This is a genomic window from Streptomyces sp. CC0208 (assembly GCF_003443735.1).
Taxonomy (GTDB): Bacteria; Actinomycetota; Actinomycetes; order Streptomycetales; family Streptomycetaceae; genus Streptomyces; species Streptomyces sviceus.
Genome location: NZ_CP031969.1, coordinates 4812091 through 4828318, shown reverse-complemented (window position 1 = coordinate 4828318; position 16228 = coordinate 4812091). Strand labels below are relative to the sequence as shown.

Annotated in this window: 18 protein-coding genes; 6 read left to right on the top strand and 12 right to left on the bottom strand. The window is 69.0% G+C overall.

Features of this window, described 5'->3' with window-relative positions; all coding sequences use genetic code 11:
* Window positions 1-61: 61 nt before the first annotated feature.
* Window positions 62-649 carry a helix-turn-helix transcriptional regulator gene (locus tag D1369_RS22165; protein WP_007382962.1) on the bottom strand — a complete coding sequence of 196 codons (588 nt, stop codon included), beginning with the start codon at window positions 647-649 and terminating at the stop codon, window positions 62-64.
* Window positions 650-971: 322 nt separating this feature from the next.
* On the opposite strand from D1369_RS22165, the gene D1369_RS22155 reads away from it, so the two are divergent.
* Genes D1369_RS22155 through D1369_RS22145 form a run of 3 tightly spaced genes read left to right on the top strand, consistent with a single transcriptional unit; the run spans window position 972 to window position 2576 of the window.
* On the top strand, window positions 972-1334 hold the full coding sequence (locus tag D1369_RS22155) for a metalloregulator ArsR/SmtB family transcription factor (RefSeq protein WP_007382964.1): 363 nt from the start codon (window positions 972-974) through the stop codon (window positions 1332-1334).
* A complete protein-coding gene (locus D1369_RS22150; RefSeq protein ID WP_007382965.1) occupies window positions 1318-1911 on the top strand; it encodes an SRPBCC family protein in 594 nt (197 codons plus the stop codon). The genes D1369_RS22155 and D1369_RS22150 overlap by 17 nt, the downstream gene beginning before the upstream one ends.
* Window positions 1911-2576, top strand: a complete 666-nt coding sequence (locus tag D1369_RS22145; protein ID WP_007382966.1) for a dihydrofolate reductase family protein — start codon at window positions 1911-1913, stop codon at window positions 2574-2576. Before D1369_RS22150 ends, D1369_RS22145 begins: the two co-directional genes overlap by 1 nt.
* Before the next feature lie 18 nt (window positions 2577-2594).
* Here D1369_RS22145 and D1369_RS43425 read toward each other — a convergent pair whose 3' ends face one another.
* Complete coding sequence (locus tag D1369_RS43425) at window positions 2595-2813, bottom strand: hypothetical protein (protein WP_007382967.1); 219 nt, start codon at window positions 2811-2813, stop codon at window positions 2595-2597.
* 596 nt (window positions 2814-3409) lie between these two features.
* On the opposite strand from D1369_RS43425, the gene D1369_RS22135 reads away from it, so the two are divergent.
* On the top strand, window positions 3410-4150 hold the full coding sequence (locus tag D1369_RS22135) for a VOC family protein (protein WP_007382969.1): 741 nt from the start codon (window positions 3410-3412) through the stop codon (window positions 4148-4150).
* An 89-nt stretch (window positions 4151-4239) separates the two neighbouring features.
* On the opposite strand, the gene D1369_RS22130 is transcribed toward D1369_RS22135, so the two are convergent.
* Genes D1369_RS22130 through D1369_RS22120 form a run of 3 tightly spaced genes read right to left on the bottom strand, consistent with a single transcriptional unit; the run spans window position 4240 to window position 6197 of the window.
* On the bottom strand, window positions 4240-4965 hold the full coding sequence (locus D1369_RS22130) for a class I SAM-dependent methyltransferase (protein WP_007382970.1): 726 nt from the start codon (window positions 4963-4965) through the stop codon (window positions 4240-4242).
* A 51-nt stretch (window positions 4966-5016) separates the two neighbouring features.
* Window positions 5017-5511, bottom strand: coding sequence for an HAD domain-containing protein (locus tag D1369_RS22125; protein WP_037900617.1), 495 nt, complete (start codon window positions 5509-5511; stop codon window positions 5017-5019).
* Window positions 5512-5561: 50 nt separating this feature from the next.
* Window positions 5562-6197 (bottom strand): RraA family protein, encoded by a 636-nt coding sequence (locus tag D1369_RS22120; protein ID WP_007382972.1) that lies wholly within the window; start codon window positions 6195-6197, stop codon window positions 5562-5564.
* Window positions 6198-6354: 157 nt separating this feature from the next.
* Between D1369_RS22120 and D1369_RS22115 the strand changes: the two genes are divergently transcribed.
* A complete protein-coding gene (locus tag D1369_RS22115; RefSeq protein ID WP_007382973.1) occupies window positions 6355-7203 on the top strand; it encodes a nitroreductase/quinone reductase family protein in 849 nt (282 codons plus the stop codon).
* Between the two features lie 115 nt (window positions 7204-7318).
* Here D1369_RS22115 and D1369_RS22110 read toward each other — a convergent pair whose 3' ends face one another.
* From D1369_RS22110 to D1369_RS22080, 7 genes are all read right to left on the bottom strand, one after another.
* Window positions 7319-9361, bottom strand: a complete 2043-nt coding sequence (locus D1369_RS22110; protein ID WP_118082583.1) for an AAA family ATPase — start codon at window positions 9359-9361, stop codon at window positions 7319-7321.
* 55 nt (window positions 9362-9416) lie between these two features.
* A complete protein-coding gene (locus D1369_RS22105) occupies window positions 9417-10025 on the bottom strand; it encodes a TetR family transcriptional regulator (RefSeq protein ID WP_007382975.1) in 609 nt (202 codons plus the stop codon).
* 29 nt (window positions 10026-10054) lie between these two features.
* Entirely contained in the window at window positions 10055-12016 is a 1962-nt protein-coding gene (locus D1369_RS22100; protein ID WP_240436089.1) for an aminoglycoside phosphotransferase family protein, read from the bottom strand.
* Window positions 12017-12190: 174 nt separating this feature from the next.
* A complete protein-coding gene (locus D1369_RS22095) occupies window positions 12191-13060 on the bottom strand; it encodes a GntR family transcriptional regulator (protein WP_007382977.1) in 870 nt (289 codons plus the stop codon).
* 150 nt (window positions 13061-13210) lie between these two features.
* Entirely contained in the window at window positions 13211-14095 is an 885-nt protein-coding gene (locus tag D1369_RS22090) for a GntR family transcriptional regulator (protein ID WP_007382978.1), read from the bottom strand.
* A gap of 111 nt (window positions 14096-14206) precedes the next feature.
* Window positions 14207-14911, bottom strand: coding sequence for an HAD-IA family hydrolase (locus D1369_RS22085; protein ID WP_240436088.1), 705 nt, complete (start codon window positions 14909-14911; stop codon window positions 14207-14209).
* A gap of 29 nt (window positions 14912-14940) precedes the next feature.
* Window positions 14941-15819 carry a winged helix-turn-helix domain-containing protein gene (locus tag D1369_RS22080; protein WP_007382980.1) on the bottom strand — a complete coding sequence of 293 codons (879 nt, stop codon included), beginning with the start codon at window positions 15817-15819 and terminating at the stop codon, window positions 14941-14943.
* Between the two features lie 192 nt (window positions 15820-16011).
* Between D1369_RS22080 and D1369_RS22075 the strand changes: the two genes are divergently transcribed.
* Entirely contained in the window at window positions 16012-16200 is a 189-nt protein-coding gene (locus D1369_RS22075; RefSeq protein ID WP_031056585.1) for a hypothetical protein, read from the top strand.
* Window positions 16201-16228: the final 28 nt, after the last annotated feature.

Genomic DNA, 16228 nt, shown 5'->3' with positions numbered 1-16228 from the left:
GTGCCTGTCGGCGTGTGTCGGACCATGTCGAACCGTGTCTGTCGTGTCGGTCGTGTCGGTCTCAACTGGCCGTCTGCTGCGGGTCGGCGTCGCCGCCGTCGGTCTTGGGGGGCGTGGCGGTGCGGGGCTTGCGGGTGCTGCGGGGCCGACGGGCCTGCCGTATCGCGGTGGTCCCGTCGAGGTCCCCGTCGGCCGGGACGTCGTCGTCCCGAAGGTCCGCCCGGGTGTCCGCCGTACCGTCGTCCGGCAGGTCGCCCTGCCCGTCGCCCGGCGCGGGAGCCGCGTCCGGCGGGGCGATCTCGAAGCCGTTCTCCTTGCGGAAGGACTCGTAGATCTGCAGCAGCACCTGCTTCTGCCGCTCGTTGAGCGTGGGATCGGCGAGGATGACCGCACGTGTCTCCACGTCGTCCCGGTCGCGCTCGGCGTCGAGGATGCCGGCCCGCACGTACAGCGTCTCGGCGGAGATCCGCAGGGCCTTGGCGACCTGCTGCAACACCTCCGCGCTCGGCTTGCGCAGCCCGCGCTCGATCTGACTCAGATACGGATTGGACACCCCGGCGGCATCGGCGAGCTGCCTGAGCGACAGCTGCGCGGTGCGCCGCTGTTCACGCAGATAGTCACCGAGATTGCCGACGTTGAGCGATGCCATGCGTCCACTGTGCACCACCCGCGCTAACTATTGCAAGCAGCCGCTTGCAATAGTGTGTCACGCCACTCTTTGGCGACTTGAGCCCTGGCTCGGCGTGCACGAGGCAGCGATGCCGGACGCGGTGGTGGCCCCCGATCCCGATGAGTCGCCTGACACGGCCGGCTGAGCGAGCCGGAGCTGCGGTGGGCTCGGCGGGAGCGGCACTGCACCCCCGACAGTCACGAAGCCTTCAGCCGGTGTCTCGCGTCCGGAACGCGCGGCCCTGACCAGCGCCGATCGCGCAAGCGACGCACACATTCCGTTATAGGCATATGATGGTCCCATGGCACGAGCGGCGACGACCTCGGACGCGTTCAACGCGATCGCCGAACCGCAGCGCCGGGAGATCCTGGTGCTGCTCCGGTTCGGCGAGCGGCCGGTGACCGACCTGGCGCGGGACCTCGGGATGACCCAGCCGCAGGCGTCCAAGCACCTGCGGGTCCTCCGGGAGGTCGGGCTGGTACGGGTTCGCGGGGCGGGCAAGCAGCGACTGTACGGCCTGGACGCCCGCGGACTGCGGCCGCTGCACGAGTGGCTGGGCGGCTTCGAGCGGTTCTGGAGCGAGAGCTTCGACCGGCTGGACGAGTACGTGCAGGAGTTGCGGCAGGCGAGGCAGGAGGGACCACACAATGGCGACGACCAGTAGTGGCGGCGAGGCCGCGCACCCGACCGCGGACCGGGAGATCACGGACCGGGAGATCACGGACCGCGAGATCACGGACCGCGAGATCGTGATCTCCCGGATGATCGGCGCCCCGCGGGCGCTGGTGTTCGAGGCGTTCACCCGGGTCCGGCACCTGTCGCGGTGGTGGGGTCCGGAAGGGTTCACGACCACCACGCGGGCCTTCGAGTTCCGCGTCGGCGGGGCCTGGGACTTCGTGATGCACGGGCCGGACGGAACCGACTACCAGGAGTGGATCACCTGGCGGGAGATCGTCCCGCCGGAGCGGATCGCCCTGCTGCACGGCGAGTCCCGCGACGACCCGAACGCCTTCGAGTCGGTCCTGACCTTCGAGCCGGCCGGCGAGCGGACCCGGATCGTGATGCGCACGCTGTTTCCGAGCAGGGAACTCCGCGACGAGGCCGTGGAGAAGTACCACGCGATCGAGGGCGGCGAGCAGACCCTGCGCAACCTGGCGGCCTACGTCGCCGACCTCGCCGGGAGCGACACCGGGCGCGACACCGGGCGCGACGACCCCACCCCGAAGGGAGCGGAGAGCTGATGGCCGGGAAGGTGTTCTTCAGTGTGACGATGTCGCTGGACGGCTTCATGGCGCCCGAGGCCGTACCCGTCGAGTACGTGTTCTCGCCCGAAGGACACCACGACCCGAGGGCCCAGCGCTGGTTGGCGAAGTGGTCGGAGCTGCAGGCGTGGCTGTTCCCGCAGCGCTGGTTCCGGGAGAACCTCAAGCTCGGCGAGGGCGGCGAGGAAGGCCTCGACAACGACATCGCACGGGCCACGTACGAGCGCACCGGCGCGAGCGTCATGGGCAAGCGGATGTTCGACGCCGGCGAGCTGGCCTGGCCGGAGGAGGCGCCGTTCCACACCCCGGTGTTCGTCGTCACCCACACCGAGCGCGACCCGTGGGAGCGGCCGGGCGGCACCACCTTCCACTTCGTCAACGACGGCATCGAGAGCGCGCTGCTCCAGGCCCGCGAGGCCGCCGGCGACCGTGACGTCCGCATCGCTGGCGGCGCCGAGACGATCCAGCAGTACCTGGACAGCGGCCTGATCGACGAGTTCTCGATCACGCTCGCACCCGTCCTGTTCGGCACCGGCATCCGCCTGTTCGACCACGTGGCCCCCGACCGCCTCACCCTCGACCAGACCCACTCGGACGCGTCGTCCCGGGTGACGCACCTGACGTACACCGTCGCGAAACGCTAGTCCGCGCAACACTGTTCGCTACTCGGGCAGGTCGGCGAACACCGGGAAGTACCCGTCACCCCAACTCGTCATCGCGCAGAGAAGCCGAGCGTCACCGATGTCCACAGTGCCGGCTTCTGCTGCGGAGGCGGAGACGTCGGCCAAGCCGTCGACAGGCTCCTCGTGCTGCCAGGAATTCAGGGCATCGGCATCACCGAAGAGCACCGGTGCGCGGTCGACTCCGATGACACCGAGCATGCGGACGACTCCACCGGTGCGTCGCCCACCCGAACCGATATCTCTGACCACCGCGGCCCCACCCCGCCGCCGAAGTCGACCCGCGAGGCCAGCACCGGCAGCCGCCGGTCGCGAGGCACGCCGCCCACCGCGACGACGGCCGCTCGCGACGCGGCAACGCTTCCACGCGAGCGTCCAGGCCGGCGCCCAGACAGTGTTCCTCGAACCGAGCCCCGAGTACCGCCGCCTGGGAGGCGGGGATGTCATGGAGCAACGCGCCCGGCTGCCGGTCGAAGCTCCGGGCCGCTTCCGACGCGTCGGGGCCGACCACGGCGAAGTCGACCGCACCGAGGATGTCGTCGGCCATGGCCACGTCGTCGATGCCGAGAAGGACGGGGTCGATCTCCGCCGGCGACCGCTCTCCGCTCCACAAGCCCAGATGACCACTGTCAGGGACGACCAGGTTCCCCGACGGGCAGCTGATCTCACCGAGCTCGGTGATCTCTTCCATGGCGCGGGAATCTATGGCGGCGCGGGAGTCCATGGCGCCCTGCCCCCGCCGGCACGAGCAGGCGGGCCGGGCACCCCCCGAGGGACGACTGCATAGGATCACCACCATGGCGCTGCGACCTGTTCAGGTGAACATCAAGGCTGTCGACGCGTTGGCGGTCGGCCGGTTCTGGGCGGAGGCCCTCGGGTGGACTGCCTACCGTCCCGGTGTGACCACCTACGTCGGCCCCGCGGGCGGTCTCGTCTGGCCGGACCCGGTCGCCTTGGGTATCGACGTCGTGCCCGTCCCGGAACCCAAGTCGGCGACGAAGAACCGGGTGCATCTCGATCTCGCCACCACCTCCGCGGACCATCAGGCGGAGTTGGTCGCGCGTCTGAGGGCCGCCGGTGCGACGCCCGTCGACGTCGGCCAGGGCGACGTGCCGTGGACGGTCCTCGCCGACCCCGAGGGCAACGAGTTCTGCGTGCTGGAGCCCAGGGAGGTCTACCGGGACACCGGGCCGATCGCGGCCGTGGTCGTGGACTGTGTGGATCCGCGGGCCATGGCCCGGTTCTGGGGCGCGGCGACGGACTGGACCCCGCACGAGGTGACCGACGATCAGGCGACGCTGCGTTCCGCCGCGGGGACCGGCCCGTATCTGGAGTTCCTCCGCTCCCCCGACGGGAAGACCGTGCCGGACCGCGTCCATCTCGACCTGCTGCCGTACCCGGGTGACGACAAGGCCGCGGAGGTGCACCGGCTGCGTGCCCTCGGCGCCACCGACCTCGACCTCGGCCAGGGTGACGTCCCGTGGACATGTCTGTCCGACCCGGAGGGCCACGAGTTCTGCGTCCTCGCCCGGTCCTGACGAGCAGCCCGACGACACCGCCGACGCGACTTCAGCGAACCCCTTGATCACTCCTTCGCTTCATCGAGTCCGGCGCACAGGTGCCAGCCCTAGGGTCGCCGCGCCACGAACACCAGCTCCTTGCCCGGCCGGTCCGGCGCATCCCGTACGTCCTCCAGCACGAACCCCCGCACGCCCAGTTCCGCCTCGACCTCCGCCCGCTCCCGGAAGCGCAACGTCGAGTCCGAGGTCAGCGTCCGCCCGTCCGAGGCGAACACATAGGTCCACCGGAACGTCACCAACTGCCCGTCCACAGCGGTCACTTCGACCCAGCGCTCCACCTCCCCGGCACCGGGCACGTCCGTCACGGCGTACGACGCCTCCCGGTTCCACTCCTCCCAGGCCCGCCGCACGGGGTCCCGCGCCTCGAACACCAGCCGCCCACCGGGCCGTAGCGCCGCGTACGCCCCCCGCAGCGTCTCCCGCCAGGCATCCGCCCCTACGATCTGCTGGGCGACGTTGGCCGTCATGGTCACCAAGTCGACGCACAGCGGGGGCAGTTCGCGGGCATCGCCATGGATCCAGCGCACCCGCTCGCTCCCCGGTTTCCCCCGGGCCACGTCGAGCGAGGCCAGGGCGGGATCGACTCCGACGACCTCGACACCCCGCCCGGCCAGCAGCAGCGCGAACACCCCTGTCCCGCAGCCGACATCCAGCACCTGCCGCGCCCCGAACTCCTCGACCATGCGGACGTACGCGTCGAGGTCGCTGCGATCCGGATCGAGCGCGTCGTAGATCGCGGCGAGCCGTGGATGGGTGAAGCCTTCGTCAGCCATGCGGGCGACCGTAGGGGGCGCGGGACTCGGTCGGCCACCCGCTATCCCCGGTCACCACTCCCCTCCCGTCAGCCACTCCTCCAGCACCGCGAAGTCCCCTTCCGTGAGCCCCACTTGGTGATCCACTCGGTGCAGGAGAGCCCGTTGTGGATGACCGGCCGCCACCCAGGCCCTGTCAGCATCGGTGATCTCGTCGTCGACCCAGACGAACGGTCGTCCGGCCGCCCAGGAGACGAGGGAGCGGGTCTTCCAGTGCAGGCCGGGCTGCTCCTCCTCGTCGTCCGAGTCCGACCAGTCCACGAGCGGCAGCCGGGGCAACCCGAGCCAGGGCGCCAGGACGGCGTTGGCATCGTCACCCCAGGTCGTGGCCCACACCAGCTCACAGCCGAGCGACGTCAGCCGCGCACCGAGCGCGGGGTCCACGCGCGTCAGCAGCGGGTGATCGCTGACGGCCCCAGGCAGCGGATAGGCCGGTTCGTACAGCGGATACGGCCCCGCCGCCCCGAACGGCAGCAGCGTCCCGTCGACGTCCAGAAAGAGAAGCATGCTCAGCCCGCACCCTTCAGCCACAGCTCTCACCCTTTAGGCCTCAGCCTTCAGCCCTCGAACCCGCCCTGCGCGAGGATCTCGTCGATACGAGCCCGGTGCGCCGCCTCCCAGTCGTCGAGCGTCTCGGCCGCCTCCTTCGCCAGCTTGGCGCGGGCAGCGGCGAGGACGTCGGCCCGCCGTGCGGCGGGGACCGCCACGACCCCCTCCTCGTCGGCGACCACCACATCCCCGGCCTCGACCCGCACCCCGCCGCACCGCACGCTCCCGCCCAGCGGCGCCACGGCGCTCTTCGCGCCCGGGATCGGAATGACACCCCGCGCGAAGACGGGGAAACGGGCCTCCCGCACCTCGGCCAGGTCGCGGATCAGCCCGTCGAGGACGAACCCGGCGACTCCGCGCCGCTGCGCGACCGCACACACGTTCCCGCCGGCCAGGGCGTGGTCGAGGTCCCCCGACTCGACCACGATCACCGAGCCGGCCGGCGCGCGGTGGATCGCCGCGTGCAGCATGAGGTTGTCGCCGGGAGGGCACCGTACGGTGAACGCGGGTCCCGCGACCCTCGGCACCGGCACCGGCCCCGGCCCCCACAACGGCCGTATCCCGATGTCCATGACCCGGTCGCGACCGAGCAGATCGGCCAGAGTGGTCGTGGGAATGTCCGCAAACTCGGTGGTCTCGATCATGCCCCGGACGTTACCGTGCGTGCATGACTGCCGGGTCGGCCTTGTGCCGTGAGCGAGTTGGGTGCCCGGCCTCTGAATGAGGCCAGGGCGGGCCAGGAGCCCGCCCCTTTCTCTCCGCCTTCGCCTCCATGAAGACCAGCGAGAGAAAGAAGAGAGAGTGCCCCACCCCGTCCAGGACTTCAACCAGCGGATCATCGACGAGTTCCGCGCGAACCACGGCCGGGTCGGCGGCCCCTTCGAGGGCGGCCGCCTGATCCTCCTGACCACCACCGGCGCCCGCACCGGCACCCCGCACACCACTCCCGTCGGCTATCTCCCCGACGGCGGCGACCGCATCCTCGTGATCGCCTCGGCGGGCGGCTCGCCCCGCCACCCCGACTGGTACCGCAATCTTGTCGCGAACCCTCAAGTCACCGTGGAAAGCGGGGTGTTCACCTACGAGGCGAAGGCGGTCGTCCTGACCGGCGAGGAACGGGACCGAGCCTTCGCGCGAGCCGTGGAGTCGGACCGCGGCTGGGCCGTGTACCAGGAGAAGACCGACCGGGTCCTCCCCGTGGTCGCCCTGCACGAGATCGCCCGCCCGGGCCCGCCGAACATCAACGCCTCCTCCCCGGGCGAGGCGGTCAAGCTCGTCCATGACGTCTTCCGCCGCGAACTGGCTCTCATCCGCAAGGAGTTGGCGGCAGGCACCGGCACCTCCACCCTCGGCGCCCAACTCCGCGTCAACTGCCTGACGTTCTGCCAGGGCCTGCACAACCACCACACCGGTGAGGACGTGGCGATGTTCCCCTTCCTGGCCGAGCGCCACCCCGAGGCCGCCCCGGCTTTCGACCGGCTGCGGGCCGAGCACGAACACATCGCCGCGCTGGTCGAGGAGTTGCGGGAGACCCTCTCCGGCACGGACCTCGACATCGTCCGCGCGGAGGTCGACCGTCTGACGACCGAGCTGGAAACCCATCTGACCTACGAGGAGGAACAGTTGCTGCCGCTGCTCGAACACGCCTGACCTGATCGCGGGCGGCCGCCGCGCTCTCCCGGGGCGGCCGCCACCGCACACACCCACGGCCGGCCACCACCGGTCTCCCCCGACGGCCACACTCCCCCGGGCGGCCGCCACCGCGCTAGAACGGCAGCGGCCGCCCGTGCACCACCACCAGCCGCGACACCGCCCGGGTCAGCACGACATACAGCCGGTGCAGCCCCCGTTCCTCCGCCTCCGCGATCGCGGCAGGCTCGACGGCCACCACATGGTCGTACTCGAGCCCCTTGACCACACCGGCCGGTACGACGCTCACCCGCGCACCCAGCTCGTCCGGCCCCGCGGCGGCGATCCCGGCCGCGTCGAGGGCCTGCCGTACGCGGTCCACGTCGGCGTCGGCCGCGACGACCCCGACGGACCCCTCGTGCGCGAGCGAGCCCCGTACGGCGTCCACGACCGCGTCCGGCAAGGCGTCCGGTGGAGTGGGCCGGAGGACCAACTCCCCGTCCCCGCGCAGGGAACGCCCCTCCGGCACCTCCACATCCAGTCGCCCGAGCAGCCGGTTGGCAAGCCCGACGACGGCCTGCGGCACCCGGAACCCGATGGTCAGCGGTACGACGGCAGCGTCCGGCTTGCCGAGGTGCCGCAGGACGGTGTCCCACGAGCGGGCCGCCCAGGGCGTGGTCCCCTGCGCCAGGTCCCCGAGCACGGTGACCGACCCGAAACGGGCCCGGCGGGCGATCGCCCGGCACTCCATCGGCGACAGATCCTGCGCCTCGTCGACGACGAGATGGCCGTACCCCTCAGGATGTTCCACCAGCCCGGCGGCCTCGTCGAGCAGCACCAGATCGGCCGCCGACCACCGCGCCGACTTCCACGACCTCGGCGGCCTGGCCCACAGCAGGTGCTTCTGCTCCTCGGCATCGAGAACCCCGTCGGCGGCGGCCGCCAACTTCTCTTGATCACCCAGCAGTTCGGCTACGACCTCCTCGGGCCGCACCTTGGGCCACACGGCGTCGAGGAACGCCCCGATCACCCGGGACCGCGAAACCCGCTGCACCCAGGCGCCGTTCTGCGGCCCGGCCCGCCGCTCGGCCTGCAACTGCACACACCGCACCACCCGGCTGCGCACCCGCTCCCGCCCGGTCCCGTAGGGCGGCTCCTCCTCCCGTACGTCCGCCACGATCCGCGCGAGTTCACCGGCCCCGACCCGCCAGCTGTACGAACCGTCCTTGATCTCCAGGGAGTTGACGTGTGCAGTCGTGGCACGCGCGTACAGCGCCCGGCGCAGCACCTCCGCCATCCGGGGGTCGTGCTTCAGGACGGCGGTGGCGCGGGCATCGGTCCCGGTGACCGGGTGGCGGGCGATCTCGTCCTGAAGCGTGGACTGCCGTACGCCGGTCTCCCCGAGCGCGGGCAGCACCTGGGAGATGTAGGAGAGGAAGGTCCGGTTGGGTCCGAGCACGAGAAGCCCGCCGCGCCGCATCCGCTGCGGGTGGGTGTACAGCAGATAGGCGGCACGATGCAGCCCGACGGCGGTCTTGCCGGTCCCGGGAGCCCCCTGGACACACACGGAGAGGGCGAGGTCCCCTCGTACGAGATCGTCCTGCTCGGGCTGGATGGTCGCGGCGATGTCCCGCATGGGCCCGACACGGGGCCGTTCGATCTCCCGGGCGACGATGGCACTGGGCCCCGAATCCCCCTTGCTCAGGTGCTCGTCCTCCAGCCCGGTGAGGTCGGCGGACTCCCCCTTGCTGCCCGCCGCCCACCCGAACCGTCGCCGTACCGCGACCCCCTGCGGATCGCGGGCGCTCGCCTGGTAGAAGGCCCGGGAGACGGGCGCACGCCAGTCGACGACCAGGGGCGGGGCGGCGGGGTGCTCGGTGATCCGGAGCCGGCCCAGGTGATACGCCTGCCCGGCATGGTCGCCGCGGTCGAACTCCAGCTTCCCGAAGAACAAGGGCCCATCGGGAAGCTCCCGCATCTCCTTGGCCTGACTCCGCAACTGATACCCGAGGACTTCGGCATCGGCCCCCGAGGCGGAGACGTCCTCCCCGACGACGACCTGTTCCTGCGCCCCGTCGACCATGGCGGCCAGGGCGGTACGGCAACGGTCGTGGTGGACGCGCTCGAGGTGCAGGGACTCTTTCAGGGCGAGACGGGGAGCGGGATCGGCTGACGTCATGGGACGAGCCTACGCGAGAAAATGCAACTCGGTTAAATTTTTTACCCGCCCTCACTCAGGCGAGCCACGGCAACCCGTCCGCCAGCACCCCGAACCCTCGCTCGGCCGCGGCCACGGCATCCCCACGAACGTCCTCGACGGACTCCCCTTTCGCAATCCGCCCCCAGTTCTCCATAGCGAGAATCCGCCGCACGGCGATGATCTGCCCGGCGGCCAGCCGCGCGTCGAGATCTCCCCCGAGCACCTCGGCGAGCGCGGCCTCCTGCCGTTCCAGATGACCGTGGGCACGGGCGACAAGGGCGGGGGTGCCGTAGAGCAGCGAGTGAAAGGCCAGGACGTCGGGGTGATCATTGAGCCCGGTGACGGGATCCTTCCGCTCCAGCCCGTCCAGGAAGTGCCGCCGCAGGGCCACGAGCGGCGCCTCGTCCGACTGGCTCACGACCCGCGCCGCCTCGTCCTCATGATCGGCGATCCGGTGGAGGACGAGATCCTCCTTGGCCGGGAAGTACCGGAACAGGGTCGGCTTGGAGATCTCTGCGGCGGCGGCGATCTCGGCCACGGAGACGGCGTCGAAGCCCTTCTCCAGAAACAGCCGGACGGCGATCTCGGACACGGTCTCGTACATCCGCTGCTTCTTGCGCTCACGCAGGCCGGGGGCGGTCATGGGGTGAGCCTACGCACCGGGATCAGGAGTCAGGACACCTTGAGCGAGGCAGGCACCTTCGGCACAACACGCCTGCGCAGCCCCAGAGAGCCTGTGGCGGCGGACAGGGTCATCTCGTACGCGTCGACGGCCCGTCGGACGTTCGGGGTGCTCAGTGCTGCTCCCGTCGTCATCCGGTCCAGGTCCACGTAGGCAGAACGAATCTGCTCGATGTAGCGGTAGACCCGCCAGTCCTCCTCCCACCCCACGACACACTCGGCAGGAAGCTTCTTGCTCCAGCGGTCGAACATGCGCACCCGCATCTCCGTCCGCGTCGGTGTCAGATGCAGATGGCGTACGAGGTCGTACAGGGGATCGCCGATCATCCCCATCTCCCAGTCGATGATCGTCAGCCCGCCCTGGCGTCCGGCACGCACCAGATTCCAGGGGTTGAGGTCGCCGTGGAGCAGAACGGGGGCCCGGTCACTCACTTTGTAACGGCCGAGGATCTGCCGGAGCAGATCACCGTCCGGCAGACCTCGCTGGTCAGCGGCCCGCAGGGTCGCGTCGGGAAGAGCGGCGACGAAGTCGGCAAGCCGCTCGGCCAGCCAGCGGTAGAAGCCCCCCTCCGGCTCGTTGGACGGCAGGGACGAATGATCCACCTCGGCGAGCGCGGCGAGTTCGTCGACGAGTTCGTCCGCCTCAGCGGGCAGCAGCCCGTCCACGGGATGCTGGGGAGACCGGCCCCCGGGACCCTCGTACGTATGGATCGCGACGTGGCGTCGGCGATCGTCGTAACCCAGCGCCAGGATCCGTGGGGCCCGCACCTGCACGCCGGACCGCTCGATCACCTGCAGTACGGCATGTTCGGGCAGGAGCCCTTGCTCACGGCGCGGGGCCGCCGCGGTCTCGCGACGGACCACCACGGGGTCGGGGTAGTTCTCGAGCTGCACGACGGTGTTGAGATGCGCCGTCCCGCGGAAGACCCGATCGGCTGGGGCGACACCCTCTACCGCCAAGGCACGGCGCACCAGATCCGACGGGAAGTCGTCCCGTTCGGGGACACGGTCGTCACACCGCCACCGGAACAGCGAGTCCGGCACCCGCTCGGCCGCACGCACGAGACGCGCGGCCTGCCACCGAAACAGGGCGTCCGCGATCTCCTTCTCGGGCGGGACCTCGGACATGCCGAGCAGGCCGGCGGCCCGCTTCAGGGCCGTACCGATATCGGAGGCCGCCGCCAGCAGCGCGAGGTTTTCGATCGAGTCACCAAGAGACCTCGCCGCACGGATCACGTCGTCGTACGCGGCGTGGATGCGCTCGAAGTCGAGGTAGTACGGCAGGTCACGGTCGAGCCCGCTGACGGCCGGCGGCCGGATACGCCGCATCTCGCATGCCCACGCCTGGACGACCTCGTTCACTTGGTCCTGGGGATAACGCATCCGCACCACGTGGCCGGCGAGACCGTGCAGCGGGTCACCATACGACGCCGAGGTCCAGTCGAGACCCGCCTCCGCGAGCTTGGGCCCCTCCAGGATGGTGACGTTGTCGCGGGCGAGGTTGGTGAGCAGGAGACCGTAGGGCCGGCGGGACATGGCAGGAACCTGCTCGGCGAACCTCACCAGCCGGTCACCCGGCACTCCGAGTACGGCGAACAGCCCGCCAATCGCAGTCCAGTTGGGGTCGAGCATCCGCCGCTTCGCATGCCGGACGAGGGTGTCCAGATAAGCCCTGCTGTCCCTCTCGTTGCGCGACCACTCGGCGGGCAGCGCGGGCAGGGCCTCTTTGCGGACGAGAGTCAACTGCGCGAGAAACCGGGCCAATACGCCGACGGCCACGGAGTCGACGGGCTTGTCCACCGGACAGGTGCCGACCAACCCGTCGCACCCGGTTCCGGGGGACGCCACCCGCGCTCCCGTGTCGATCTCCCGCATATATTCATTCCGGCGAAACACCGAAAGAACGGCATCCCGGACTTCGCCCCCGCGGTCAGGCCAAGCCCCGATCGGCACCCGTGCTCCTGAAACGCTAGTTCTAAACATCGAAAGTGATGCGCATACAAGAAAATTGATGCACACGATAGCGGCCCGCGCCCCTTCACATGGCCGCGATGCGCCCTTTGGAGCGAGACCTGTCGGACATGTCTGGGACGTGCCGGAGTTCTTAACGCCCCCGTGCCCACTTCGTTACGTCGCCAACAGCCGCCACGTGCTGTCGAACCACCTCTGCCAGCTGCTCACGATCAGCGAGTCCTGGGACTCGGGGTCGTCGTCCTTGGCGCAGTGGGTCAGCGTGGAGTCGAAGCCCATGACGTCGACGACGTCCAGGGTGGTTCCGTCGTCGAGGGTTATGGGCCGCTCGGTCGGCACGTACGGCCCTGTGACCACCTCGGCTCCATTGAAAATGTAGAGCTTCGAGTAGGGCACGAGAGGGGCCCTGCGGATCTCCACCGTGGCACTCAGGCCATCAGTGTCCCGGTCGAGTTCCTTGAGGCGGCGGACGAGGTTGTCCGTGTGGTACTTCCTGATGCCCTGAAGATGCTTCTGCGGCCTGTCGTCGTCTGGGTCGCCCAGTGCGTAGGGGAACGGCAGCAGCTGGTCGTCGGACGGCGTCATGATGCGAATCCTGATCGTCGCCGGCCTGATCTGCCGGGCCCGGATGCGCTCCTCCTGCACCCGCACATGGGTATAGAGCACCTCCGACGTGAGCGTGAACACGTCCAGCGTGACATCGGGGGCCGCGAACGCGGACGCGATCAGGGGCCCGAGAGTCACACGCCTCGCAGCGGCGTTGCCGCGCACGCTCGATCGGACGGTCTGCGTGCGCAGCACCACCGATCCCCTGCCCTGGCGCGACTCGATCCATCCTTCGTCGGCCAGGACGCCCAGCACACGCTGGACCGTGTCGCGGGACACCTGGTACTTCGCGGCGAGCTCGCGCTGCGACGGCAGGAGAGTCCCTTCGTCGTACTCGCCCTCCGTGATGTCCGCGAGCAGGGCGCTCTTCAGCTCCTGGGACTTCCGACCGCCCTCATCGGACCCACTCCAGGTGCTCACACGCCGCCCCTACCGATATCCGTCCAGCACCCAACAAGTTCCAGGCAACTGAGCCTGCCACAGTCCTCGGCGATTAGCGATCTGTTCGGCAGGGGACAACCAATTTACGGCAACAAACAGTCCACTGGACTGAAGGGGGGCGCCGTGACATCAGGACAGGTCGTAGCGGCGCCAGCAGGAGTCGAACCACTCCTGCCAGGTCTGCATGAACACGGAACCGGTGGCGTTGGGATCGCCCTCGTCATTGGCGAGACGTATGAGAGTCGAGCCCAGTCCCAGGACATCCCAGGCGTCGATCTCCGTGTCGTCGTCCATCAGGATCGTGCGCTCCACGATCTTGTACGGGCCGATCAGCCCCTCGACGCCACGCCGCAGATACAGCTTGTGCGTCGGCACGAGGGGAACCTCACGGACCAGCACCTCCACATCGGGCACCAGTCCGTCCGTCTTGAGGTTGCGCAGTGCATTGCGCAGGGAAGAGGTGTGCCTCCGAATGATCTCCCGCGTCCGGGCCTGCAGGATCCGGTCCAGTTCCGTCACATCGAGGGCGGACTTCGTCGCCGCCCTGGCGCGCGGATACGGCAGCTCGGTCGCGTCGGAAGGCAGCAGTATCCGGAGCGTGATGCGTACCGGTGCGGGGATCTGACCGTTGCGGATCTTCTCGGCCTGGAGCCGCAGGTGAGTGTCGAGGCTCTCCGACGTGAACGTGAAGACGTCCAGTTCCACGACCGGTTGGGCAAAGGCACGATCGACAAAGGGACCGAGCGCTATACGGCCAGGTGGCACCTTCGTCTGGGTCGGCACGTGGATGGGCAGCGTCACCCGGACTTTCGAGCCGCTGCCCCGTCGGGACTCGATCCAGCCCTCGGTCTTCAGCTCCATCAGGACTCGCTGGATCGTGTCGCGCGAGACCTCGAACTCTTCGGCGAGAGCACGCTGCGGGGGCAGGTTGTAACCCGGCCGGTACTCCCCGTCGGAGATCCGGGACCGCAGCGTTGCCAGGATCGTGGGTCCCTTGCCGCGTTCTTCGCTCACACGGCGACCGTACCTCCCTCATCGGCCACGCAAACTGCGGCCACACCACAACCAGTCCAATTGGGCTGGGAGTTGATCAGCCACAACCAAGTGGACAAGCCGGGGGACAGTTCAGGGAAGGCTGCGCAGGGCGTCCAGCACCACCTTCATCGAATCCACCATGACCTCGGCGCCTGCTTCCTTCAGGATCTGTTCTTTGTACTCATTACGCGCGTAGCCCAGGAACGTCACCCCGGCCTGCCGCGCCGCCTGGAAGTCTGTGGGAGTGTCACCGATCATCAAAGTGGCCGCAGGCACAGCCCCCATGGCCTTGATGGCTTGTTCCAGGCAGTGCGGGTTCGGCTTCATCAGGTCGAGGTTCGGCGTGCGTCCGTAGACGTAGGGGAAGCAGTCCGTCAGCTGACGGCTCTCGACGTACGCCGATGCCGCGACCGCAGCGTTGTTGGTGGTGATCGCGAACCTGACGTCGTACGACGACCACGTCCTGATCAACGGATCCACATACGGAGTGGGCATCGCCGTGGCGACAGCCGTCAGTTCGCGCCGAGTCAGCCATGTCTCCAACTCGAGAACCAGGTCGCTTCCCCGGTGTCGTTCATGAACACCCCGCAGGGCGTCCTGGGGGTCGTTGCCGGATCGTTCCTCCTCGGTCAACAGTCCACCCATGCCCAACTGGTCGATCTTGGCAACCAGTTCCCCGGCTATTTGATGCGCCGGATACCCCGCGAACAACCGGCAGATCGGGCCGTCCATGTCCCAGAGCACATACCGAGCGGAGGCGATCAGTGATGCGAGTCGTGCTGTCTCTGCTGTCACCGGTTCAGTGTGCGTCGTCTCAGGAGTCACTAGGAGAGTGTCAGGTCCGTCGTGATGGTTTCCCAGAGGGCGTTGAACCACTTCTGCGATTGCTCGACGAACGCGGCGTCGCGTTGACCGGCGTCCTTGTCGAAGGAGAAGAGGAGGGAAGCGGAGCCGAGGACGTCGTACATGTCGAGGGGTCCGCTGTCGGAGAGTTCCTCACGTCGCGTGACCATGTAGTACGCGATGAGCGCCTCGGTGCCGTTGAGCAGGTACAGCTTTACGGGTGGGGTGAACGGCAGTGCCCTGAAAGTGACGTTGACGTCGATTCCGTGGGAGGAGCGCAGGGACTGAAGATTGTGCCGCAGGACGTGTCCCTGCGCATTGCGCTGGGTCAGCCAGCGCTCGTGGACCGGGTTGCCGTCCTCGGGTTCCTCTACCGGCACCGGAAAGGCCAGGGTGATCTCGCGGGACGGCAGCAGGATGCGGACTTCGATGGACTCCGGGCTGATGGAGCCCTCGTGGATGAGACGCAGCGGCTCCCCCAACGCCACCATCAGGGTCTCCGCGGTGAGGCAGGCGGCGTCTATCCGAACGTGCGGGGCGGTGAAGGCCTCCGCGAGGCGTGGCGCCAGAGCCACCATGGTCGGCTGGGGCTTGTCCGTCACCGGGATCCGCTCCGCGATCCGCGGCGGGCTCCCCTTGCTCACATTGCTGAGCAACCCGTCCTCCTGCAGCGCGCGCAGCGCCTGGCGGACCGCGCCCCGTTCCACTCCGAACTCCTCGGCGAGTTCGGCCTGGGTGGGGAGGCGGTCGCCGGCCTTGAGGTCGCCCGTGCGAATGCGTTCCCGCAGGGTGTCGGCTATTTCCTGGGGCGAGAGCCTTCTGCTGCCGTTCACTGCCACGTTCTCCTGGGTCACGACCAAACGGTACAACTCCAATCCATCTATGGGGAGTTGTTCCGAAGTTGTTTATCAACCCCAACCAAGTGGGGACAACATAGGTAGAGTTGGTTGCCAACTTGATTGAGTTGGTGGAAGTTTTGCCTCCGCGCCACCCCGCACCACCCCGCACCACCGCCCGCCTCGCCCAGCCCGATGCCCGAAGGGGGAACCACCATGCCGGCCCTCGCCCTCCTCTCCGCCGTCTTCGTCGTCGGCGTCGAGCAGACCCTGCAGTGGAAGTACGGTGCCAGCGGCATCATCGGGATGCTCCTGCTCACCATCGGTCTCAAGGCCAAGAACCCCGCCATCAGCTCGGTCGGGGCCGTGGTGCTCGCCCTGCTCGTCGCGGGACCTGCCCTATGACCCGAGCGCACCCCGATCCGCCCCTGTG